Raw genomic sequence first — 23911 nt, forward strand, 5'->3', positions numbered from 1 at the left:
CCCTCGTGACCCCCGCATCCCCGTCTGCGCCACCGGTCACGGTCGTGATCTGCGCGTACACCGAGCGTCGGCTGGCCGCCCTGCGGCGCGCGGTCGTGGCGGTGCGCGCCCAGCTCGGTGACGACGACCGTCTCGTGGTCGTCATCGACCACAACCCCGGGCTCCTGCGCGCGTGCCGTGCGTCGCTGGACTGCGAGGTGGTGGCGTCGCAGGGCAGACCCGGGTTGTCCGGCGCCCGCAACACCGGGGCCGCACGCTCCGTCGGGCGTGGTGTCGTGGCCTTCCTCGACGACGACGCGTGCCCGCGCGCCGGATGGCTGGCGGCGATGCGCGACGCGTTCGCCGAGGACGACGTCGTGGCGGTCGGTGGTGCCGTCCGAGCGCGGTGGGTCGACGACGCGCCACGCTGGTTCCCCGTCGAGCTCGGCTGGGTGGTGGGCTGCGACTACCGGGGCCTGCCGGGGGACGGGGCCCAGGTCCGCAACCCGATCGGGGCGAGCATGGCGGTCCGCGCGGACGCGCTCGACCGCGTCGGCGGGTTCAGCGAGGAGCTCGGACGGGTCGGCGCGCTCCCGGTGGGGTGCGAGGAGACCGAGCTGGCGATCCGGATCGCCGGGGCCGTCCCCGACGGACGGATCGTGCGGATCACCGGCGCCGTCGTCGACCACGACGTACCGTCCGAGCGCGCTCGCCTCGGGTACGTCCTGCGTCGCGGCTGGCACGAGGGGCGCTCCAAGGCTCGGCTGGCCAGGATGGCCGGCCCCGGGACGGCGCTCGCGTCGGAGCGCGACTACCTGCGCCGGGTCGTCCCCACCGGCGTGGTCACGCACCTGGTCGCGCCGCTGCGGCGCGGTGACGTCGCCGGGCCGTCGAGAGCCGTCGTGCTCGCCGCGGCCGTGCTGGCGACGGCAGCCGGGTACCTCGGCAGCCGGGCCCTCGGCCTCGGTACGCGCTCGCACGCGACGCCGGCGCTCCGAGCGCGTGGAGGAGCCGACCCGGGAGCGGGTGCCGACTCACGCGGGTTCGTCCCGATCGCCTGCACCGACCTCGAGCTGGGGGCTGACGCTGACCAGGCCCCGGGGGACGGGGCCGTCAACGCGCGCGGCGAGGCGGCGGTGCTCGTACGCGACCACGGCTGGCCGACCGCCTTCGTCAGGCTGGACCGGGCAACCCCGCCGCGGCTCCGCGAGCAGGTGAAGGACGTGGTCGGAGACTCACCCACGACCCGCCCGGAGCGCTGGCCGTGGGGCATGCCGCCCGTCGACGCGTCGATCACCGTGGTCGTCTGTTCGCTCGGACAGGACCCGCGCCTGCGCGCGACCGTGGACCTCGTGCTGGCCCAGGACCACCCCGACCTCGAGGTCGTGGTCGTGGACAACGACCCTGCGCGCGGCACCGTCCGCCGTCTGCTCGCGCCGGTCACCGACGCCCGCGTGCGGATCGTCGACGAACCCCGCCGCGGGCTGTCCGAGGCCCGCAACACCGGTCTGGCGGCGGCTCGCGGCGCGATCGTCGCCTACACCGACGACGACGCCCGGCCCGACGCCGACTGGGTCTCGGCGCTGCTCCGCGGGTTCGGGCCCGACCTGGCCTCGGGCCCCGCGTGCGTCACCGGCCTCGTGGTTCCGGCCGGGTTCGACACGTCGGCCCAGCTGCTCTTCGAGGAGACCGGCGGCTTCGGCAAGGGCTTCGCCGCCACGTACTGGTCCGCGCGGACGCCGGCGCAGCGCCCGCTCGGCGGCGCCGCCCGCCCGGGTCGGCGCGGCGTCGCGTTCCCGTACGGCGCGGGGGAGATGGGGTCCGGCAACAACATGGCGTTCCGTGCCGACGTGCTGCGCCGCGTCGGGGGGTTCGACGTCGCGCTCGGCGCCGGGACGCCGACCCGGGGTGGAGAGGACCTCGACATCCTCCGCACGCTCTACCTCGAGGGGGAGACCGTCCTCTACCTCCCGGCTGCCGTCGTCCGCCACCACCACCGCGACTCGCTCGACGCGCTGCGCACCCAGATGTTCGGCTACGGGTCGGGGATGGCGGCCTCGGTCACCAAGCTCGTCGTGACCCGGCCGGCCACGGCTCTGCGGGTGCTGCGCGTCCTCCCCGCGGCGGCGCGTCTGCTGCTCGACCCCGGATCGCCGAAGAACGAGTCGCGCACCGCCGCGTACCCTGCCGACGTGGTGCGGGCCGAGGTGCGGGGGTACGTCGCGGGGCCCTGGCTGTACGTCCGGTCCCGTGCGGCGACGCGGCGGCAGCGGCCGTCCGCCTCGGTGGGCTGCGAGGCCGGGCGGTGAGCGTCCTGCCCGGGTCGCGGATGGAGCGCAACGCAGGCGTCCTGCTGCTCTCGTCGGCCGCGACGAGCATCCTCGGGTTCGCCTACTGGTACGCGGCGGAGCGGACGTTCGCGACGGCGGAGGTCGGTCGTGCCTCGACCGTCGTCACCACCGCGACGATGCTCGGCACGCTGGCGTGCCTGTCGCTCGGCGGGATGTACGAGCGGTTCCTCCCTGCGTCCGGCCACCGCGTGCGCGCGCTGATCGCCGGCGGGATCGGCGCGGTCGGGCTCAGCGGGATGCTGATCGGTTGCGTGTTCGCGGCGATCGACCCGTCGCCGGCGATGTTCGACGCGTCGGTCGAGCGCGTCGCCTTCCCTGCGGTCGTCGTCGCCCTCGCGCTGTTCGCGCTCGCCGACCCGATCGCGGTGGGGCTGCGCGAGCCGCGTGCGGTCGCGGCGAAGAACGTCGGGTTCGGTGTCGCGAAGCTCGCCGTTCTCGTCCCGCTCGCCGGTACGGGTGCGGTCGCGATCTACGGATCCTGGACGCTGCTCGCGCTGGTCGCCACGACGACGACGCTGGTGTGGGCGCTGGCCCGCGGGAGCCGCGCCGTCGCCGCCGCGGACCCCACCCTGCCGAGGGTGCGGCTGCTGCTGTCGCACCACGGCGCCGTGCTCGCGCTCATGCTGGTCGGCACGGTGACGCCGCTGTGCCTGCCGCTGATCGTGCTCGACCGCCTGGGTCCCGAGAGCGCGGCCCACTTCAACGTCGCCCAGGTGATCGTGGTGGCGGTGACGATGATGATCGCGGCGTGCGGCTCCTCGTTCATCGCCGAGGCGGCCCAGCCCGGGGCCGACCCCCGAGCGGCGCTGCGGCAGCTCGCCCGGATGCTGGTCGCGCTCGGGCTGGCCGGCGCCGCAGGGCTGGCACTGATCGGACCCCTCATGCTGCGGCTGGTCGGCGTCGACTACGCCGCGGAGTCCGGCCGCTACCTGCAGGTCGCCGGAGCGGCCCTGCTGCCGCAGACCTTCGTCGGGGCGTACGCGTTGCTGTGCCGGCTGGAGAGCCGGCTGCGTCTGCTCGTCGCCGTCCAGGTGGTGGCCGTCGTCGGCATCATCGGGGGCACGCTGCTGCTCGTCGACGCGCTCGGGGTCACCGGCGTCGGTGTGGCGATGCTGGCCACCGAGTCGGCGTGCGCCGCGATCGTCGCCGTCCCGACGATGCTCGCCGTGCGACGGATCACCGGGGCCTCGCGCGACGACGCACCCGGCCGGCATCCCGCCGTCGGTGCGGGGTCCACCGTCCCGGCCGATCGGAGGGCGCTGCGATGACGACCGTGCTCGACCGCAGCGACGTCGCGTCGGTCCCGCCGGCAGCGGCGGCCGGTCCGGTGGTCGCAGCCGCGGCGTGCGCCGTGGTCGGGGCGGTCGCGTCCGCCTCGGTCGCCGTCGGTCGGCCCGTCGGGCCGGCTGTCCTCGGGCTGTACCTGCTCGTCCCCGGCGTCCTGCTGCTGAGCCTGCGCCCGGCCGCGGCGTCGCGCTACGCCCTGCTCGTCCCCGCGGTCGGCCTGGCGACCACGATCGCGTGCGGCAGCCTCGCCCTGTGGCTGGGTCTGTGGGCCCCGGGCCTCCTGACCGTCCTCGCCGGCGCCGCGGTGGTGGTGGTGAGCGTACGGACGGTGCTGCGTCGCCGCTCGACGCTGATCGGCTGGGGAGGGGGTCGTCGACGCCTGCTCCGAGGGCCGGTCCGTCCGAGCCGGACCACGTCCGCGGTGGCGGTCTGCCTGGCCGTCGCGCTCGCCGCCTGGGTGGTCGCGGTCCTGGGTGCGCTCGACGCCGACGCCCGTGCGGGCGGGCTGCTCGCGGTCGTCGGGTGGCCGTTCGGCATCGCTGTGGCCGCCGGTCTGGTCGGCTTCGGGCTCGCGCTGCGCGCTGGACGGACCGGGCTCGCCTCACTGGCGGCCCTCGTGCTCCTCGTGGTCGTGCGCGGCACCGGCACGCTCGCGTCGAGCGTCCCCGTCTACCACTGGACCTACAAGCACCTCGGCGTCGTCGACCTGATGCAGAGCCGCGGCTCGGTGCTGGGCGGGCTGGACGTGTACCAGGCGTGGCCGGGCTTCTTCGCCGGGGCGGCGTGGTTGTCGGACGCCTCGGGCATCGCGGCGATCGACCTGGCGCGGTGGACGACCCCGGCGCTCGAGCTCGCGCTCGGGCTCGCGGTCGCCGCGCTGGCGCGGGCGCTCGGCGGGTCACGGGACGTGGCCGTGGCCGCGGGTCTGGTCGCCGTCGTGGTGAACTGGGTCGGGCAGGACTACTTCGCGCCGCAGGCGGTCGCGATCGTGCTCGCGACCGCGGTGCTCGCGCTCGTCGTGGACCGTGAGGCTCCGCGCTCGGCGGCCTGGGCGGCGCTCGGGCTGTACGCGGCGCTGGTCGTGTCCCACCAGCTGACCCCGTACTGGGTGCTCGGGGCGACCCTGCTCCTCACCCTCGTGCTCCGCCGACGGTGGTGGCTGCCCGCCGCGATGGCCGCCCTCGCGCTCGGCTACCTCGCCCTGCACTACGACGCGGTCGCGCACTACGGGATCTTCAGCGGGTTCGGCGACGCGGTCCAGAATGCACGGACGACGATCGGCGTCGATCCGTCCGACCAGCAACGTCTCGACTCCACGGTGGCCCGCGCAGCCGCCCTCGCCGTCTGGGGATCGGCTGCCGCGGTGCTCGCCGTCGCGGCACTGCGGCGCCGCGAGGGCTGGGTGATCACCGCGATCGTCGCGTTCAGCCCGTTCGCGCTGCTGCTCGCCCAGAGCTACGGGGGCGAGGCGGTCCTGCGGGTGATGCTGTTCACCGTGCCCGGCTGCGCGGTCGCGATCGCCGGCGCGGTCGTCGCTCTGCTGCGGGCGTCCTGGGTGCGCTTCACGGCAGGGGTCGTGTGGCTGGGTCTGCTGGCGGCCGTGTGCGCCCAGGCGACGTACGACTCGTGGTTCCTCGACCGGGTCTCGGAGGCGGAGGTCCGGACGTCGCGCCTGCTCCTCGACGAGGTGCCGGGCGACGCGTACCTGTCGGCGGCGGTCCCGCGGTGGCCCGACCGCGCCACCGGCGCGTACGCGTGGCGGCTGGAGGACCAGTGGGACTTCGACCGCTCCGCCTACGCCATCGAGGCGGCCGACCTCGACTTCACCTCGGTCGTCGACGCCGTGCTGCTGGAGCGGTCGATCCGGAGCAGCGCCGCGCTTCCGACGTATCTGATCTTCTCCGACGCGATGGACGCCTACGCCGACTACTACGGCCTCTACCCTCCGGGGACGCTCGACCGGATGCGCGACCTGCTGGTGACGCGCTCCGGGTGGGACGTCGTCCTCGCCGAGGACGGCGTGCTGGTGCTCCGCTACCTTCCGGGCGGGCTCACCGACACGCCTGCTGCGACGTGGCGGGCACGATGACCGCTGAGCGCGTCAGCGTCGTGGTGCCGGTCTACCGCGTCGAGGCGTACGTGGCCGACTGCGTCCGCTCGATCGCGGCCCAGACGCGCAGGGTCGACGAGCTGGTCCTCGTCGACGACCGCGGCGGTGATGCCTCGGTGCGGATCGCCGTGGAGGCAGCGCGCCGTGGCGGGCTGGACCCGACGATCGTCCGGATGCCGGCGAACGCGGGGCCGGGTGCCGCGCGCAACGCCGGGCTCGCGGCGTCGGGCGGGAGCCTCGTCTGGTTCTGCGACGCCGACGACGTCGCCGCCCCACGGCTCGTGGAGCGGCTGGTGCGGGCCCTGGAGGCGTCCGGTGCGGACTCCGCGACGTGCCGGACCCTGCGCTTCGGCGGCGGCGCTCCGGAGGGTCCGGTCGAGGAGCCGCTCGGTGCGGACGTCCTGACCGGGCGTGCGTTCGCGATCGCGCTCCTCGACGGACGCGTGCGTGGATATCCGGCGAACCGGATCTTTCGCCGCACCGGTCTCGGTGACGCGCCGTTCCCGGACGGAGTGGCGTACGAGGACCTCGGGACCGTCCTGCGTCTGGCGCTCGCGTCGGAGCGGGTCGCGGTCGTCGACGAGCCGCTCTACCGGTACCGCCGCAGCGCGGGGTCGCTCTCGAGCCGGTTCGGCCCGCACACCTTCGATCTCCTCGCCCAGCTGGCCGACGTCGAACGGGCGCTGAGCGGGGACCGGGACCCGCAGCTGCGCGCCGCGTTCCGTCGCTACCGCTACCGCGAGGTGATCCTCCCGCTCGCCAACATGGCGCTGCGGGCGCAGCACGCGGACGGTCGCGCCCCGCTGAACAGCCGGGCCGTGCGCGACGCCCGCGCGCTCGTACGGACCCGCGACCTCGCCGTGCTGGCGGCACGAGGATCGTGGCCGCTGGCGCGGGCGGCGGCGGTCCTGCGCACCTCGCCGAGGCTGTACTCCGGTGCATTGAGGGTCCGGTGAGCGCGATGGCCGACCGGCACCTCGTGCTCGCGATGGACAGCCTGGACGCGCTCGGGGGCGTGCAGCGGGTGCTGCGGCAGGTCGGTGACGGCCTCGCCGACCGCGGGGTCCGGGTCGAGCTGCTCGGACTGTTCCCCGACGCCGATCCGTACGTGATGCCGAGCCGGGGACTCGCCGACGAGCACGTGCTCGTCGGCGCGTCCCCGACCCTGCTGTACTCGCCGACGACACCGTGGCGCCGTGCCAAGCTGCGCGTGCGCGGGCAGGGGGGCGGTGTCGGGGCCTTCGACCGCGGTGTCGTCCGGCTGCGCGACTACCTCGCCGCACGGCCGGATGCGGTGGTGGTCGCCACGCAGCTGCGCTCCGCGGAGTACCTCGCCGCCGCCGGGCTGGGTGGCCGACGGTTCGTCGTGCAGTACCACGACTCGTACGAGGCGGCGCTGCTGCACCGCGACGTCGCGCGGCTGCGCCGGCTCGCCCGGCGCGCGGGCGCGGTCGGACTGCTCAACGAGACCGACCGGCGGGCGTTCGAGCGTGCGGGCGTCGCGGGGACGGTCACCCTGCGCAATCCCGTCGACGTCACCGGGCTCGGCCGGGACGGGCTCGTCGAGCGGCGCGAGCCGGTGATCGTCTCCGGGAGCCGCTACGACGACCAGAAGGCCCTGCACGTGATGATCGAGGCGTGGTCCCGGGTGGCGCCGCGGCATCCGGGGTGGCGCCTGGACCTCTACGGGGACGGGCCGCTGCGCGGCCCGCTGGCCGGCCAGATCGACCGCCTCGGGGTGCCCGCGCGGCTGTGCGGACCGACCGACGACCTGCAGGGCGTGTTCGCGCGCAGCTCCGTGCACGCGCTGTCGAGCGTCCACGAGGGCATGGGGCTGGTGATCGCGGAGGCGATGTGCGCGGGCCTGCCGACGGTGAGCACCGATGCGGGCGCGGGGGTGCGTGAGCTGGTCCGCCCGGGCCGCAGCGGCGTGCTGGTCGACGTCGGTGACGTCGACGGGTTCGCTGCGGCCCTCGACGGGCTGGTCGGTTCCCCGGCGCTACGAGCCGAGCTGGGCGCCGGGGCCCGCCGGCTGATCGAGCATCACGACGAGCCTCGCGTGCTGGACGAGTGGGCGGCGTTCCTCGCCGAGCGGTGGTAGGCCCCGACGCGGCCTCGGCTCAGTCGGCGTGCACGCGCACCCAGTCGACCAGCAGCTCGGCCGGGAACACCGTCGAGTCGTCGGGCGGCCCGGGCCAGCTGCCGCCGACGGCGAGGTTCAGCAGGAGGACCTGCGGGCCGTCGAACGGCCAGCGCTGCTCGCCGCTCAGGTCCGCGCGCAGGATCCGATGGTGCTCCGTCCCGTCGAGCGTGAAGACCAGCGCGTCGCCGGTCCAGTCCACGCCGTAGACGTGCCACCCGTCGGCCAGCGGCTCGTCCAGCGTCGTGGTTCCCAGGGCCTGCCAGCGGCCGCCGTCGGCGGGCTCGCGCGAGGCCGCGTGCGCGTTGGCGTGCAGGTCGCGGGTGTCGCCGAACGTCTCGAGCACGTCGATCTCGCCCGAACGCGGCCAGCCGACCGACTCGTGGTCCTGGCCGAGGGTCCAGAACGCCGACCACAGCCCTTGACCCGCCGGGACCTTGATCCGTGCCTCGATCCGTCCGTACGTGAACGCCTGCAGCGACTCGATCCGCGCGGAGGTGTACGCGGCCGGGCGTCCTTCGGCGTCGAGGGTGGGCTCGGCGAGGGCGCGGATCCTCAGGTGGCCCTCGCCGTCCAGCGCGACGTTGTCGGCCTCGGAGGTGTAGGCCTGCAGCTCGTCGTTGCCCCAACCGCCGGCGCCGGTCAGGATGCGCCAGCGCCCGGTCGACGGCGGTGCCCCGGCATCGCCGTCGAACTCGTCCGACCAGACCAGTGCGGCCGGCTCGTCGGCCCCGGACGCGGTGCAGCCGACGAGGAGGACCGCGGCGAGCGCCGCCGCCGTCGCCGCGGCGACGCGGGGACGGAGTCGGCCGGAGCGGCGGCGCGTCTGGCGTGGGTGACCCGGAGCAGGGGCCGGCACGCGGATCACCGGCCGAAGACGCACGGGGCGAACCACTCGGTGAACCCGGCCATCGGCCGGCCGTCGTCGCGTCGCCGCATCAGGTAGCGCCGCGACGGCAGCGGGTCGCCGGCGCGGACCGCGCCCGACAACCGCCGTGCCCGCGGGCCGCACGGACTGAGGCCCCAGCGGCGCAGCTCGCGATCGACCGTCACGGCGCTCGCGGCGAGCGCGCGTCCGATCGGCTCGTCGCTGGACGCGAGTCGGCGGGCGACGTCGACCGGCAGCCGGTCGAGCACGATCACGGCGCGCGACGCGCCGTACCGGCGGCCGTCGCGGCCGCGGTGCCCGATCTCGCGTACGAGGAGCGTCTCGTCGCCGTGGGCGTCGAGCAGGTCGTACGCGTCCCGGACCGCCTCGCCCGTCTGGTGGGCGCTGGTCCCGGTGTACCCGGAGCCCTGGTCTGCGAGCGTCTCCAGGGCGTCGTGGAGCGGGAGGAGCCAGTGCTCGTCGACGACCACGTCGATCGGGGTCCCGGTGAGGATCTCCAGCGACGTCGTGGTCAGGCCGTCGCCGCGCAGCACCAGCTGCTCGACCCGTCCCAGCCCGGGGATGTCGTCGGACGCTCCGCGCGCACTCGGCTCGGTCGACGTCCTCATCGGGCGTCCTCCCACGTGGCGACGGCGTCGCCGATCCGCGCGGCGACGGCGTCGACGTAGGGCGGCTTGAGGATGCCGACGTGGTTCGTCTCCAGCTCGTGCACCCGCCGCGGTCCGACCAGGACCTGGTCCCACCAGCGTCGGTCGTCGATGTTCTCGCGAGTCAGGAAGAGCTCGGTGGGGCCGTCCCACGGCCGCGGCCGGTAGCGGTCGGTCAGCCGTAGTCCGTGCTGGAAGAACACGTCGTTGCGGGTCGGCACGGAGTACGGGTAGAGCCCGGCGCCGAGCAGCTGGAGGCGGGTCCGCCACAGCTCGGTCCGGGTCTGCTCGCGGCCGCCCGCGATCCTGATCCGGGGGGCGGGGTCGCCGGAGGCGACGGCCGCCGACGGCGGCAGCACGGTGTCGAGCAGCACGAGCAGCGGGGTCGGTCGCCCGGCGGCCTGGAGGCGGTGGGCGAGCTCGAGCGCGAAGAGCCCGCCGAGCGAGTGGCCGACCAGGACGAGCGGTCCGTCGGGGTGGAGCCGGTCGACGTGTCGGTGGTAGCGGCGGGCGGCGGCCGCCACGGACCAGTCGGGGATCCCGAGGTTCTCCAGCCCGTGGGTCTGCAGCGCGTGGACGGGCCGGTCGGTGCCGACCAGACGGGCGAGGTCGGAGAACAGCAGGCCGGTCCCGCCGGCTCCGGCCAGGCAGACGACCGGCGCCGCGTCGCCCGCCGAGCTCAGGCGGAGCAGGACGGCCGGGTCGCCGGCCGCCGCGGTGCGCCGGCGACGCCGGGTCCGGGAGGCGACCAGCGCGGCCAGCTCGCGCAGCGTCGCCGCGGAGCCGAGCGCCGAGGTCGGCAGGTCCACGCCGGTGGCGTCGCGGACCGCGTCGAGCATCTCCTCGACGGCGAGCGAGTCGCCTCCCAGCGCGGTGAAGCTCTCGTCGCGTCCGACCTCCTCCAGCTCGAGGCACCGGCACCAGATCCCGGCGAGCAGCGCTTCCCACTGGTCGGCGGGGCCCGGACGGAGGGCGCGTGTCGGCGGCCGGGGCAGCGCCTGCCGGTCGACCTTGCCGCGCTCGGTGCGGGGGAGGTCGGCGAGCAGGACGACGTGCTGCGGCACCATCCAGGCCGGGAGACGTGCGGCGAGCGCCGCGCGCAGGGCGGCGACGGACGGCGTACGGCGGTCGGGGTCGGGACAGGCGTAGGCGACGAGTGCGGTCTCGCGGCCGGTTCCGCGGGCCAGGACGACCGCGTCGACGATCTCGGGCACGTCGCGTAGCACGGCCTCCACCTCGGCCGGCTCGACGAGGTACCCGCGGACCTTGACGGCCGAGTCCGCCCGTCCGCCGAGGACCAGCGATCCGTCGGGCAACAGGCGGCCGAGGTCCCCCGAGGTGTACGACGTACGGCCGTCGGGCTCGGTGCCGAAGGCGGCGGCGGTCCGTGCGGGGTCGCGCCAGTAGCCGCTCGCGAGGTGGTGGGACCGGACCACGATCCGGCCCACGGTGCCCGCCGGTGCGGCTGCGCCGGCCTCGTCGAGCACGAGGACCTCCTTGCCCTCGACGGGGCGGCCCGCCGGGACGATGCCCTCGGGAGCGGGCTCGTGCGGCTCGAGGTGGAAGAACGTGAGGTGGCCCGTCTCGGACGAGCCGAGGTAGTTCGAGAACCGTGCCGCGGGCAGCGCCGCGCGGGCTGCCGCGACGTCGCGTCCGTGCACCGGCTCCCCGCAGGTCGAGATCTGCCGGACGGTCGGGTAGGTCGTGCCGGCGGGCACCGCAGCGGTCAGCGACCGGAGCAGCGAGGGGGTGGCGTGGAGGGTGGTGACCCGCTCGAGCAGGGCGGGCAGGGAGCGGGTGCCGTGCGTACGCGGGTCGTGACAGACCAGGGTCGCGCCGTTCAGCAGGGTCATGAAGACGACCTCCTGGCCGGCGGCGAACGCGCTCGGGAGCACGAGCGCGACGCGGTCGCCCGGCACGATGCCCATCGCACGGGCCGACAGCCGTGCGCCGTTCGCGACGGTCGCGTGACTGAGCACGACGCCCTTCGGTGCGCCGCTCGAGCCGGAGGTGAAGACCAGCGTGGCGGGGTCGTCGGCGTGTCCGACGGCCGTGGGCCACGCGGCCGGGCTCGGGTCCGGTGCCGCCGGGTCGTTCGGGTGCACCGACAGGATCGTGGGCTCGGAGCCGGCCAGGTCGCGCGCGCGGTGGCGGGTCGCCTCGCTCGCGACGATCTGGGTCGCGGCCGCGCCGTCGAGGATCGCCCGGAGGCGGTCGTCGGGGAGGGTCGCGTCGAGGGCGACCAGCGGGCGGCCGGACAGCACGACGCCGAGCATCGCCACGATCCCGGCGACATCCTGCTCCGCCAGGACGGCGACGGGGCCCTCGCCGCGGGACGTGCGCCGCGCCAGCGCCGTCGCGAGCCGGGCGAGCTGGGCGTAGGTGAGGCGGTGGTCGTGCGCGACGACGGCGTCGGCAGGGCCGTGGCGCTCCACGACCGCGTGGAGGCGGTCCAGCAGCGGCCGGCGGTCCGGCGAAGCGTCGAGGGGTCCGGCCGGCGTGGCGACCGCGGAGGGAACGGCGGTGCTGGACACGTGGGGCTCTCCCGATGGCTGAGACAGATCGAAGTTACCTTAGCCTACCCTTCATCAGATGTTACGGTCCTCCCGAGGACTTCTCCTCACGCGATCCGTGAAAGGACACCTTGGAAGTCATGACACGCACCAGCAACTCCCTCCGCGTACGGCCGCGAGGCCTCCGCGTGACGGTGGCCGGGGCACTGGCGGGCGCGCTCGCCGGCGGCGCCCTGGTCGCGGCGGCGCCCGCGACCGCCGCCACCGTCGACGTCGGCGGCACCTCCTACGACGTCACCAGTGCGGTCGCCGGGAAGTACCACTACCAAGCCGCCTACTCCGAGACCAACGACCTCCTCTGGGTCACCAGCACCGCGCACGCGTTCGTCGACGGCGTCCCGCGGGCGGCCGAGTCCGAGCTGAACGCGCTCGACCCCGACACGCTCGAGGTCCGCCGCACGATCGAGGCCCGTGAGCTCGGCGCCGGGACCGCGAGCGAGCGGGTCGAGGGGATGTACGGCGTCGCCGTCGACGACGAGAACGACACCGTGTGGACGTCGACCACCCGCGAGGACGCCGTCGTCGTCTTCGACCAGGACAGCGGCGACCGCGTCGCCACCGTCGAGGCGGGGCACAGCCGTGACATCGCGATCGATCCGTACCGCGACGTGGCCTACGTCTCCGACCCGCTCGGCGGCACGATCACGAAGATCTCGACCACGACGTACGACGTGGTCGAGACGATCAGCGGGGTGACCGCCGGCTTCTCGCCGATGTCGCTCGACCTCGTCGTCGACGAGGACACGGCGCTGCTCTACACGGTCAACCTGAACAACGGGGCGCTGGTCGAGCTCGACTCGCTCGCGAGGCAGACCCGCGTGGTGTCCCAGACCGGAGGACAGCGCGCCTCCGGCATCGCCGTCGACCTCGACCGCGACCGCGCCTACGTCGCGAGCCAGGACTCGCGCGACCTGCGCACCGTCGAGCTGTCGACCGGCACCGTCCTGGAGACGGTCGACGCCGGCGCGGCTGCACTGAACGTCGCCGTCGACCACGACGCCGGGCTGGTCTTCACGGCCGTCTTCGGCGGCAGCCAGGTCCTCGTGACCGACGCCGACACCGGCGCGCGGGTCGGCGCGATCGACGTCGGCTACGCCCCCAACGACGTGGTGGCCGTGGGCGATGTGATCTACGCCGTCGACCGTGAGGACAGCGTGGCCGCGGACGGCAACCGCTCCCGGGTCTGGCGGATCGCACCGACCGGCTCCGGCGACCCGGATCCCGACCCGGATCCGGACCCGGACCCCGAGCCGGCCGAGGCCAGCGTCAGCGTCGCGGCGGACGACGCCGAGCTCGGCGGCACCGTCCGGCTGACGGGCCGGAACTGGCTGGTCCGCGACGGCTCCAGCGGGTCGCGGATCGCCGTGAAGCTGAACGACGGGGCGTACTCCCACGTCGCGGGCAGCGGCAACCTGAGCATCTGGCAGACGGTCGACGCGGCGGACGACGGCTCGTTCTCCGTCGACGTGCCGCTGCCCGACGGCACCGACGCCGGTGCTCGGGGAAGCGCTCCGGCCGCGGAACCGGGCACGTACTCCCTGCGGCTGCTGTCCGGCTCGCTCAAGACCGGCGACACCACCCGCTCGGTCAAGACGGCCGACTTCACGGTGGCCGCCGCGGAGGACGAGGCCGCCGAGCCGACGGTGACGCTCGACGCGGCCGACGCCCAGGTCGGTGGCACCGTGCGTCTGTCGGGTGAGAACTGGCTGGTCCGGGACGGCTCCAGCGGGTCCACGATCGCCGTGAAGATCGACGACGGTGCGTACTCCCACACCTCCGGGAGCGGCAACCGGACGATCTGGCAGACGATCGAGGTCGGGGACGACGGCTCGTTCTCGTTCGACGTCGCGCTCCCCGACGGATCGACCTCGGGGGCCCGCGGCAGCACGCCCGCCTTCGGGGCCGGCACGCACTCGCTGCGGCTGCTCACGGGCTCGCTGAAGCCGGGCGACGAGGTTCGCTCGGTGAAGACGGCCGACTTCGCGGTCGCCGCGGCGCCCCGCAACCCGGTCGCCACCACCATCGGTGTCTCGGGCGCCAAGAGCGTGCGCCTCGGCAAGCGCGGCGCCGTACGGGTCGCCGTGCGCGGCGACGACCCGACCGGGACCGTGCGGGTCCTCGGCGCCCGCAACGGCCGCAGCACCACCCTCGGGTCGGCGAAGCTCGGCGGCAACGGCAAGGCGACCGTGCGGTACGCCGCGCGAGGCCCGCTCGGCTACCAGCGTCTCCGGGTCGCCTACGCAGGGGACGCCGACAACCGCGCGTCGTCGAGCGGGTGGCGGGTCCGGGTCTTCGGCGCCTCCAAGGTCGCGACGAAGGTGAAGAAGAAGGCGACGCGCAAGCGGCGCGGCAAGGTCAAGGTCGTCGTCAAGGGCCAGGCCCAGCGACCGGTCGGGCGCATCAGCGTGTCCGTCAAGGGCAAGCGCGGCACGGTGCGCGCGAGCCTGAAGCGGGGCAAGAAGGTCGTGAGGCTGCCGCGCCTCAAGCCCCGCAAGAAGGCGTACAAGGTCGTCGTGCGCTACCACGGAAGCGTGAAGCACACGAGCGCGAAGCAGGTGCTGCGCCTCAAGGTGCGGCGCTGACCTGGCGGAGCCTCGCTACGCGGCGGGTGGTCGGGCCTCGGGCTCGGCCACCCGCCGCGCCGTCGCCGCGACCAGCGCGCCGACGGCGTCGAGGGACTCGACGGACGTGTCCCGGACGCAGCGGGCCCACTGTCCGTCGCCGCCGACGACCGTGACCTCGCCGAGCTCGTCGATCGTCATCGCGCCCGCCTTCACGAGGGCCTCCTTGCGGACCCAGATCATCCCGAAGCGCCTCGCGGGATCGTCCGCGCCGCTCACCCATGCCCGCTCCTGCGCGGTCAGGGCCCGGGCCGGGAGCGCCCGACCGCGCAGCCGACCCAGATCCTCCACGTCGATGCCGCAGGCCTCGTCGGCGGCGAGCGCGGCCACGTGGGTGCGGGTGTGGGCCAGGCTCACGTGCAGCCGGGACTCGCCGTCGATCCGGGGGCGACCGTGCGGGCCGCCGCAGGTCGCGCAGCACTGGATGACGACCAGGCGCCGGGGGTCGCGTCCGAGAGCCTCGCCGGCGACCTGGCGGACGAGCACGTGCGCGGCCGCGAACGCGTCCCGGTCGTCGGCGCGCCGCAGGGCCGACCAGCGGTCCCGCTCGAGCGGCGTCAGCCAGTCGGGAGCGTCCGGAGCCGTGGCCAGGACCGAGGCCGTGCTCGCGACGCGGCTGCTCAGCTCCAACGCTCGATCTCCTCGGTGACGATCGCGCCCACCCTCGCGACGTGCGGTTCGCGGACCAGGTCGGGGTGCGTGGCCTCGAGCCTACGGACGTCGACCGTGCCGTCGACGTACCGCTCCCAGGCCTTGGCGCTCAACCAGTGCTCCTCCCGCGGTGCCGCTGCGGTGACGTGCACGAGGTCGTGGTGCAGGACCTCGTGCCGGGCGTTGCGGACCATCGCCGCGCACGCGTGCACGCTGCGGATGCTCGCCTCCAGCGTCTGCGGCGGCAGCGCCGCCAGCGCGCTCGCACCCTCGCGGAGGATCTCCACGGTGCGCGCGCGGTCGAGACTCTCGTCGGCGCGCTCCTCCAGACCGGCGATCCGCAGCACACCGCGGAGGGCCTCGGTCTCGGTCGGCGCACCGAGGTGCTGCCACTGGTCCGAGGGGTAGGCGTCCAGCAGGACGACGGCACCGACCTCGCCACCGCTCGCGAGGGCGAGCCGCGCCACCTCGTGCGCGGCCATCCCCCCGACGGACCAGCCCACCAGATGGAGAGGGCCGTCGCCGGCGCGCGACCGGATGTCGGAGAGCATCAGTCGCGCCCAGGAGGTCAGGCTCTCCGGCCAGCCGCCTTCCTCGTCCTGAGCGCCGTCCAGGCCGGGTGCCTGCAGAGCGTGCACCGGGAGGTCCGGTGGCAGGTGGCGCAGCAGACTCGTGTAGCACCAGCCGAGGCCGCCTGCCGGCGGGAGCGCGATCAGAGGTGGGCCGGACCGCCCGGGTCGCAGCGTGATCATCCGGGCGAGGTCGTGACGCCGGTCCGTGCCGCGCGCGCGGTCCGGGGTCGCGGTGACGAGGCGAGCGAGCGCGGAGGGGCGTGGGTTCTCGAACAGGTCGGACAGCCGCAGCGTCGCTCCGGTGACGTCCTCGATCTCGCCGAGCAGCCGCAAGGCGAGCAGCGAGGTGGTGCCCAGCGCGAAGAGGTCGTCGTCGGGGCCCACGCTCGTCTCGAGCAGGCGACCGGCTGCACGGCACACCTCCTCGGTGGTCCGGTCCTGCGGCACGGCCGTCGGTCGGGGGACCGGTGCGCGGGCGGCGGTCGAGGCGAGAGCGCGTCGGTCGGTCTTGCCGCTGGCGGTGGTCGGGACCGCCGCCAGCGGCACGTAGCGGGACGGGCGCATCGCGTCGGTGAGACTCGCCCGCGCCGCACGGGTGAGCGCCCGCACGGCGCGCTCGTCGGACGTGGCGTGGTCGTCGGAGGTCGTGCCGGCCGGGGGCGGTCCGCCCGCCGCGACGACGTCAGCGGGCCGCGTCGGCACGTAGCAGGCGACGAGCTCGTCGGCGCCCGCAGCGCGGGGGACCACGACGACGGCGACGTCGTCGACCTCCGCGACGGCACCGAGCACCTGCTCGACCTCGCCGAGCTCGATCCGCTGACCCGCGATCTTCACTTGGTCGTCGAGCCGGCCGAGGTACTCGAGCGTCCCGTCGTGACGCCAGCGAGCGCGGTCGCCGGTGCGGTACAGGCGGCTGCCGCCCGCGAGCGGATGGCGCACGAACGCCGCGGCCGTCGCGTCCGGCCGACCGGCGTATCCGTCGGCGAGCTGCACGCCGGCCAGGCACAGCTCACCGGCCATCCCGATCCCGAGGGGACGACCGGCCGGGTCGAGGACGTAGGCACGGGTGTTCCAGACCGGCCGTCCGATGGGGACCAGGGTGCGGTCCCGGCGCGGGTCGGTGTCGTGCACGGTGACGTCGACGGCTGCCTCGGTCGGTCCGTAGAGGTTGACCGGAGCGGTCCCGAAGACGGTCGCCGCGCCCTCGACGAGGTCCGGCGTCAGCGCCTCCCCGCTGCAGACGACGTGCCGCACCCGAGCGCCCTGCAGCCGTTCGCGGGCCCGCCGGTCGGCGAGGAGCACCCGCAGCATCGACGGCACGAAGTGCAGCACGTCGACCCGCTCCCTGACGACGACGTCCGCGAGCGCACGCGGGTCGCGGTGCGCACCCGGCTCGGCCACCACGACTCCGGCCCTGACCTGCAGCGGCCAGAACAGCTCCCAGACGGAGACGTCGAACGAGATCGGGGTCTTGTGCAGGACCCGGTCGCCCGGCGCCAGCGGGAGATGGTGCTGCATCCAGGCCAACCGGTTGTCGATCGCGCGGTGGCTCACGACGACGCCCTTCGGCCGTCCGGTCGATCCGGAGGTGAACAGGACGTACGCGGGGTCGTCGGGGCCGGCGCGACGGCCGGGCGGACGCCCGCGGCGCTCCACCGAGCGCGGCTCCTCCGCGTACGGCGGGCCTGCGATGTCGATCCGGTGCACGCCGGACGGCAGCGCGCCGTCGGACCCGTCGGAGGTGACGACCACGGAGATCCCGGCGTCCTCGACCATCGCGGCGATCCGCGCGGGCGGCAGACCCGGTTCGAGGGGGCAGAAGGCGGCGCCGGAGCGGACCACCCCGTGCACGGCGGCGAACAGCGCGGGCGAGCGCTCGAGCGCGACCCCGACCACGGCGCCGGGGTGGGCGGCCCCGGCCTGCTCGATCGCGTCCGCCACCCGGTCGGCCTCGGCGGACAGCTCGGCGTACGTGAGCGTCCGTCCGCGCCAGACCAGCGCGACGGCGTCGGGACCGGCGCCGACGGCTTCGTCGAACGCCTCCGCGAGCGTGCGGGGTGCGACCGGGTGGGCGGTGTCGTTGAACGTCTCGACGACCAGGTGGTGCTCCTGCGGCGGCAGCAGCGGGAGGTCGACGATCCTGGTCTCGGGCGCAGCCGCGGCGAACCGCCCGAGCCACGCGGCGATCCGGTGGGCGTGGGCCTCGGTGCTCGCCCGGTCGTACAGACGTGGGTTGGCGTCGATCTCGAGCGCCACCGGGCCCCGCCCCAGGACGCCGCGCAGGCACCAGGTCATGTCCTCGACCGGGCCCGCGGTGACGTTGCGGATGCGTCCGCGGGCGTCGCCGAGGTCGAGGACCGGCGCGAACGGCACGAGGTTCACCTGCGGGCCGAAGGGCGCCGGGACGCCGCGTCGCCGCAGGGTCCGAGCGAGGTCCTCCTGCCGGTAGCACGCGTGCGCGCCGGCGTCGGCGATCTCGGCGGCGATCACGCCGACCAGGTCGCCGACCCTGACGTCGGTCGGGGCGGTCACGGGGAGGACGTTCGTGGCCGTGCACACGGTGCGGGCCCGTGCCGGCGGGCGCTCACCGGCCGCAGCGCGGTTCATCAGCGGGAGACCGACCCGGACCGCCGTCGTGCCCGGCTCGACCAGCCGCGCGAGGTAGGCGGCGAGAGCCCCCACCACGACCTCGGTCCAGCGTGCGCCGAGGCCGCGCGCCTGCGTGAGGAGGGCCTGCTGCACCGCGTCCGGAAGGTCCAGGGTGACCCGCAACGCACGATCGGCGACCTCGGCGACCTGGCCCGCGACGTTCGACGGGCCGGTGGCGTCCGCGGTCCGCTCCTCCCAGTGCCGTCGGTCGGCCTCCCGAACCTCGGCGAGGGCGGCGTCGTCGGTGACCAGGTCCGCGACCCCGGCGGTCACCGGGTCGGGTGTCGCGCCGCGGTAGTACGCGGCCACCCGGCGGGCGAGCTGGACGAACCCGAACCCGTCGACGACGAGGTGGTGGGCGGCGTGCAGCCACCAGCACCGTCCGTCGCCGAAGCGCAGCACCGCCGTCCTGGTCACCTCGCCGGCCTCCAGGTCCATCGGGCGACGGATCGCGGCACCGACCCGGGATCGGGCGTCGGCCTCGTCGGTCACGTCGTGCACCGGCACCACGACCGGACCCGGCCGGAGGACCTGCTGCTGCGGTCCGTCCGGTCCCACGCGCACCCGCACCCGCAGCTGCTCGTGGTCGGCGTAGGTCCGGGCGAGGGCGTCGGTCAGCCGCGCGACGTCGAGGCCCTCGGCCACCTCGACGACCTCGGCCGTGATGTACGCGGGGCTGCCGGGTGCGAGGAGCTGGGCGAAGTACAGGCCCTGCTGTGCCGAGGTCAGCGGGAACCAGGCGCCCTCGGGCTGGTCCTGCACCGGTCCGGTCACGGGGTCGCGACGCCCGCCCGGGCGATGCGGGTGAGCAGGAACCCCGTCGAGCCGCTCGTCGCGAAGTCGACGAAGTCGACGTCGACCCCGAGGTCCGCGAGCTCGTCCAGGAGGTCGAACGCGCGGACCGAGTCCAACCCGGCGTCGAAGACGCTGCGGGACGGCTCGGCGACGAGCGCGGCGCCGGCCGCCTCGTCGTCGAGCAGCCGGCCGAGCCGGGTCGCGAGCCAGTCGTCCCACGCCGACGGTGGTGTCCAGGCCGAGACGGCGTCGGCCGTGGTGAGCACGACACCACAGGTCGCGGCGACGTGGTGCAGCGCGCGCGTGTGGTCGGCCGCGCTGAAGTCGGCGACCGCGTCGGCCGCGACGAACGGGGCGATGTCGAGCATGAACGCGTCGGTCGCGGTCGCCGCGATCCCGATGTGTCCGTAGATCCCGCAGACCATCAGCTGGTCGCGACCGGCGGCGCGGACCCGCTCCGCCAGGTCGGTGCGCGCGAACGCGCTGTAGCGGTGCTTGGTGAGCACCGTCTCGCCCGGGCGCGGCGCGAGCGCGGTCACGATGTCGGTCTGGTCCGGGTCCGCGCCGATCCCCGGTCCCCACCGGTCGGCGAGGAGCCCGCGCGCGTGCGCCGGCTGGTCGCCGGGCTGCGCGGTGTAGACGACCGGGACGCCCGCGCGACGTGCCGCGTCGAGCAGGACCGCGCAGTGGCGGACCGCGTCGGTGTAGGCCACGCAGTCCGGCGCGAAGACGCGGGTGAAGTAGCGCTGCATGTCGTGCACGAGCAGGACCGAGCGTGCCGGGTCGAGCCGCCACGGCAGCCGGTTCGACCAGGTCGGTTCGTCCGGCGTGTAGGAGACGGTCTGGGGCAGGGTCATCACTGGCTCCTCTCGGTGTAGCCGCGGGCGAGCGCACGGCGGAGCTCGGCCCGGCTGGTCTTGCCGACCCCCGTGGTCGGGAACCGGTCGACGATCTCGATCCGGTCGGGGATCTTGAACCCCGCCAGGCCGATCGTCCGCAGGTGGGCGGTCAGCGAGCCCGCGGTGAGGTCGTTCGCCAGCGGCTCGCCCACGACGAACGCCACGGTGCGCTCGCCGAGGTAGGCGTCCGGCACCGCGACCAGGGCCGCGTCGTGGACGGCCCGGTGGCGCAGGAGGGCGTCCTCGACCTCGGCGACCGCGATCTTCTCGCCGCCTCGGTTGATCTGGTCCTTCGACCGGCCCGTCACCCGCAGGTGACCGCTCGGCAGCACACGCACCCGGTCCCCGGTGCGGTACCACCCGTCGGAGGTGAACGAGGACCGGTCGTCGGTGCCGTAGTAGCCACGGATCGTGTACGGACCGCGGGTGAGCAGCTCGCCCTCGTCGCCCTCGGCGACCGGAGTGCCGAGGTCGTCGACCACGAGGATCTCGTCGGCCTCGCTGATCGGTCGACCCTGGGTGGTCTCCACGAGGTCCGCGGGGTCGCCGAGGCGGGTGTAGCAGACCAGGCCCTCCGCCATCCCGAACACCTGCTGCAGCTGCGCACCGAGCTCGGGCCCGACCCGGCGGGCGACGCTGTCGGGGAGGCGGGCCCCGCCGACGAGCAGGGTGCGCAGGCTGTGCAGCGCGGCGCGGTCCCGCTCGGCACGGGTGAGCCACGCCTGCACCAGGGGCGGGACCAGGGGGGCCGTCGTGACGCCCTCGGCGGCGATCAGCCCGAACGCCGTGCGCGGACTGGGGTCGCCGGCGAGCACGACCGTCCCGCCGGCCATCCAGACTCCGAGCATCCCGGGTGAGCTCATCGGGAAGTTGTGCGTGGCCGGGAGCGCCACCAGCATCACCGTCGTGGCGTCGACCCCGCAGATCTGGACCGACTCGCGCACCGAGTACAGGTAGTCGGCGTGCGTGCGCGGGATCAGCTTCGGGACCCCCGTGGTGCCGCCGGAGAGCTGCAGGAACGCGACCGCCTCGGACGCACGTGCGCCGTGCGGGGTGCTGCGGCGCAGCGGCACCGGGTCCGCGGCCTCGAGGTCGCACCGCTCGACGTCGATCACGACCGGCGGGTCGCGGTGCTCCGCGCGCAGGGTGTCCGCGACGCGGGCGGCGGTCGCGAGGTAGTCGTGGCCCCACCCCTGTCCGGCGACCACGTGCGCGGCGGCGTCGGTGATCCGGCAGAAGGCGACGAGCTCGGACTCACGGTGCGCCGGGAGCGCGAAGACGGGGAGCGCCCCCAGCCGGAAGAGCGCCATCACGACGACGGCGAGCTCGGCGACGTTGGGCAGCTGGACGACCACCCGGTCCCCGGGCGCGAGACCCTGCGACGCGAGGACCGCGGCGGCCCGCTCCACGCGGTCGACCAGGGCCTGGTAGGTCAGCCGGACCCGGGTGTGCCGTGAGCGGGCCGACGGCCCGACCAGGGCGGTGGCACCGGGGTGCCGGCGGGCGGTCTCGGACAGCAGGTCGCCCAGCGTGTCGTCCCGCCAGTGCCCGGCGGCGCGGTAGCGCGCGGCGACGTCGGGCGGGTACGGGGTGCACGGCGCGAACGGGCTGCGTCGGCTCGGTCGGGGAGTCATCGGTCGGGGAGTCATCGGGCGGCCTCGAGCGCGTCGCGGACGGTGCGCAGCTTGGCGGCGGTCTCGTCGGCCTCCCGGGCCGGCTCGGAGCCCGCGACGATCCCCGCGCCGGCGTACAGGCGGGCGAGGTCACCGTCGATCAGCGCCGACCGGATGGTGAGGGCGAACTCGCCGTCACCGCGGGCGTCGACCCACCCGGTCGCTCCGGTCATCACGCCTCGCTCCTGGTGCTCCAGGCGCTCGATCGCGTCGGCGGCCAGGTGGCGCGGCGTCCCGCAGACCGCGGGGGTCGGGTGGAGGAGCTGGGCGAGCGTGAGCGCGCACGGTGCGGCGCTCGCACCTGCGGCGAGCTCGCCGCGGATGTCGGTGGCCAGGTGCCACATCCGGTCGGTGGCGATCAGGTGGGGGGACGCGGGGACGTCGAGCGCGCGGCACGGTCCCCCGAGAGCCTCGGCGATCGCGTCGACGACGAAGGCGTGCTCGTGGCGGTCCTTGGCCGAGCGCACGAGCGCCTCAGCCCGCCGACGGTCCTCGCCCGGGTCGTCGGAGCGCGGCGCGGAGCCCGCGAGCGGCACCGACCGCACCGTACGGCCGCGGCGCGAGACCAGCAGCTCCGGACTCGCGCCGACCAGGGTCGCGTCGCTGCCCGCGACGGCGTCGGGGGAGAGGAGGTACGCGTAGGCGTGGCCGGCGCGCCGGACGAGCCGTGACAGCAGCGCGGTCGCCGTGACCCGGGGAGCGGTGACGACGTCGAGCCAGCGACCCAGCACGACCTTGCGCAGCCCGCCGTCGCGGGCGGGACCGTCGCGCCCGCAGCGCGGCTCGTCGAGCTCGTCCAGCACGCTGCGCACAGCCGAGCGGTAGGCGGCGTCGTCGGGGAGCAGGTGCTCGACCAGCGCACGCGGCGCGCCGTCGAACGCACCCGGTCGTGCGCAGCCACCGTCGTCCATCCGCTCGGTCAGCGTGACCGCGTCGACGCGCTCGAGGTGGGCCGGGACGACGAATGCCGCCGGGCGGTCGTGCCGGAAGCTCAGCGTGCCCAGAGCCGTCGGCACGAGACCGCCTCCGTCCGCGGCTCGTGCGCGCAGACGGGCCCCGACCCGGGCCGGCAGCGTCGGGTCGTCGCTGCGGGCCGAGGTGACGAGGTCCGCCCGGCCGTGTCCGACGAGGAACCCGCCGAGGCTCCCGAAGACCGCCGTCGGCGTCGTGTCCCGCTCCTGGCGCGCGGCCTGGTGCTGCGGCTCGGGCCGGGTCACAGGCTCGCCCCTCCGTCCACCAGGACGCGCTGGAGCGTGACGTGGCGGGCGTCGTCGGACAGCAGGAACGTGATCACGCCCGCGACGTCGTCGGGCTCGGCGATCCGCCCGAGCGGGATGCCGAGCCGGAACTCGGCCGGGTCGCCGTCGACGGCGCGCCGGGCGCCGTCGTCCGGATCGCGCCACAGGTCACGCTGCATCCCGGTGTCGGTCGAGCCCGGCTCGACGACGTTGCAGCGCACGCCGTACGGGGCGGCCTCGAGCCCGAGGCAGCGGGTCAGCGCTGCCGCCGCGGCCTTCGAGGCCGCGTAGGCCGCCATCGAGCGGCGCGGGACCTGAGCGGCGTTCGAGCCGACCACGACGACCGCGCCCCGGCGCCGGTCGATCATCGGCGGGACCACGGCGCGCAGGGTGTGGAAGGTCCCGGTCGCGTTGACCTGCAAGTGGTGCTCCCAGTCGGCCGGCGAGCCGTCGAGCACCGTCGCCGGTCGCAGGACCCCGGCAGCGCACACCGCGTGGTCGACGGTGCCGAACCGGGCGGTCGCGGCGGCGAGCGACCGCTGGACGGCCTCGGCGTCGGTCACATCGGTCGGGAGGGTGGCGACGCGGTCGCCCGCGCCCAGCTCGGCGGCGACCCGCTCGAGCTGCTCGTGGTCGGAGTCCAGCAGAGCGACGCGTCCGCCGGCGGCGAGCACGCGGCGCGCGACCGCACGCCCGATCCCTCCGGCGGCGCCCGTGATGAGGGTGGAGGAGCTCACCCTTCGATGGTAAGGCAAGGCTTTGCTTCATCAGATGTTGGTCTCATCTGCTGGTCGTCGGACCGTCGGCTGCTCCGTCCGGCAGGCGGCCCGGAGCGCC

Annotated in this window: 15 protein-coding genes; 6 read left to right on the plus strand and 9 right to left on the minus strand. The window is 75.2% G+C overall.

The window, feature by feature from the left end; genetic code table 11:
• The first annotated feature begins 5 nt into the window (after positions 1-5).
• From CLV56_RS12745 to CLV56_RS12765, 5 genes are read left to right on the plus strand one after another with little or no spacing between them, the layout of a single operon-like run.
• Positions 6-2288, plus strand: a complete 2283-nt coding sequence (locus CLV56_RS12745; protein ID WP_170224790.1) for a glycosyltransferase — start codon at positions 6-8, stop codon at positions 2286-2288.
• Complete coding sequence (locus tag CLV56_RS12750; protein ID WP_100414922.1) at positions 2285-3598, plus strand: lipopolysaccharide biosynthesis protein; 1314 nt, start codon at positions 2285-2287, stop codon at positions 3596-3598. Before CLV56_RS12745 ends, CLV56_RS12750 begins: the two co-directional genes overlap by 4 nt.
• On the plus strand, positions 3595-5706 hold the full coding sequence (locus CLV56_RS12755) for a hypothetical protein (protein ID WP_100414923.1): 2112 nt from the start codon (positions 3595-3597) through the stop codon (positions 5704-5706). Before CLV56_RS12750 ends, CLV56_RS12755 begins: the two co-directional genes overlap by 4 nt.
• Positions 5703-6683: a glycosyltransferase family 2 protein gene (locus CLV56_RS12760; protein WP_039353715.1), complete on the plus strand. Its 981-nt coding sequence runs from the start codon at positions 5703-5705 to the stop codon at positions 6681-6683. The genes CLV56_RS12755 and CLV56_RS12760 overlap by 4 nt, the downstream gene beginning before the upstream one ends.
• Positions 6684-6688: 5 nt before the next feature.
• Positions 6689-7828: a glycosyltransferase gene (locus tag CLV56_RS12765; protein WP_245857905.1), complete on the plus strand. Its 1140-nt coding sequence runs from the start codon at positions 6689-6691 to the stop codon at positions 7826-7828.
• A gap of 19 nt (positions 7829-7847) precedes the next feature.
• Here CLV56_RS12765 and CLV56_RS12770 read toward each other — a convergent pair whose 3' ends face one another.
• Genes CLV56_RS12770 through CLV56_RS12780 form a run of 3 tightly spaced genes read right to left on the minus strand, consistent with a single transcriptional unit; the run spans position 7848 to position 11937 of the window.
• Positions 7848-8750: a glycoside hydrolase family 16 protein gene (locus tag CLV56_RS12770; RefSeq protein WP_211288060.1), complete on the minus strand. Its 903-nt coding sequence runs from the start codon at positions 8748-8750 to the stop codon at positions 7848-7850.
• Complete coding sequence (locus tag CLV56_RS12775; RefSeq protein ID WP_100414925.1) at positions 8732-9364, minus strand: DUF98 domain-containing protein; 633 nt, start codon at positions 9362-9364, stop codon at positions 8732-8734. Before CLV56_RS12775 ends, CLV56_RS12770 begins: the two co-directional genes overlap by 19 nt.
• Positions 9361-11937: an alpha/beta fold hydrolase gene (locus CLV56_RS12780; RefSeq protein ID WP_100414926.1), complete on the minus strand. Its 2577-nt coding sequence runs from the start codon at positions 11935-11937 to the stop codon at positions 9361-9363. Before CLV56_RS12780 ends, CLV56_RS12775 begins: the two co-directional genes overlap by 4 nt.
• A 119-nt stretch (positions 11938-12056) precedes the next feature.
• Here CLV56_RS12780 and CLV56_RS12785 point away from each other — a divergent pair, with 119 nt between their 5' ends.
• Positions 12057-14558, plus strand: a complete 2502-nt coding sequence (locus CLV56_RS12785; RefSeq protein ID WP_100414927.1) for a YncE family protein — start codon at positions 12057-12059, stop codon at positions 14556-14558.
• Positions 14559-14573: 15 nt separating this feature from the next.
• Here CLV56_RS12785 and CLV56_RS12790 read toward each other — a convergent pair whose 3' ends face one another.
• From CLV56_RS12790 to CLV56_RS12815, 6 genes are read right to left on the minus strand one after another with little or no spacing between them, the layout of a single operon-like run.
• The gene (locus CLV56_RS12790) at positions 14574-15227 is read right to left on the minus strand and encodes a 4'-phosphopantetheinyl transferase family protein (protein WP_100414928.1); all 654 of its coding nucleotides are present in this window, start codon (positions 15225-15227) and stop codon (positions 14574-14576) included.
• Positions 15218-19243 carry a non-ribosomal peptide synthetase gene (locus tag CLV56_RS12795; RefSeq protein ID WP_100414929.1) on the minus strand — a complete coding sequence of 1342 codons (4026 nt, stop codon included), beginning with the start codon at positions 19241-19243 and terminating at the stop codon, positions 15218-15220. Before CLV56_RS12795 ends, CLV56_RS12790 begins: the two co-directional genes overlap by 10 nt.
• Positions 19240-20121: an isochorismatase family protein gene (locus CLV56_RS12800; RefSeq protein ID WP_211288061.1), complete on the minus strand. Its 882-nt coding sequence runs from the start codon at positions 20119-20121 to the stop codon at positions 19240-19242. Before CLV56_RS12800 ends, CLV56_RS12795 begins: the two co-directional genes overlap by 4 nt.
• The gene (locus CLV56_RS12805; RefSeq protein WP_245857804.1) at positions 20121-21812 is read right to left on the minus strand and encodes a (2,3-dihydroxybenzoyl)adenylate synthase; all 1692 of its coding nucleotides are present in this window, start codon (positions 21810-21812) and stop codon (positions 20121-20123) included. The genes CLV56_RS12800 and CLV56_RS12805 overlap by 1 nt, the downstream gene beginning before the upstream one ends.
• Positions 21809-23053 (minus strand): isochorismate synthase, encoded by a 1245-nt coding sequence (locus CLV56_RS12810; RefSeq protein ID WP_100414930.1) that lies wholly within the window; start codon positions 23051-23053, stop codon positions 21809-21811. The genes CLV56_RS12805 and CLV56_RS12810 overlap by 4 nt, the downstream gene beginning before the upstream one ends.
• Entirely contained in the window at positions 23050-23811 is a 762-nt protein-coding gene (locus CLV56_RS12815) for a 2,3-dihydro-2,3-dihydroxybenzoate dehydrogenase (RefSeq protein ID WP_211288062.1), read from the minus strand. Before CLV56_RS12815 ends, CLV56_RS12810 begins: the two co-directional genes overlap by 4 nt.
• Positions 23812-23911 lie beyond the last annotated feature (100 nt).

It is taken from the genome of Mumia flava (assembly GCF_002797495.1).
Lineage (GTDB): Bacteria > Actinomycetota > Actinomycetes > Propionibacteriales > Nocardioidaceae > Mumia > Mumia flava.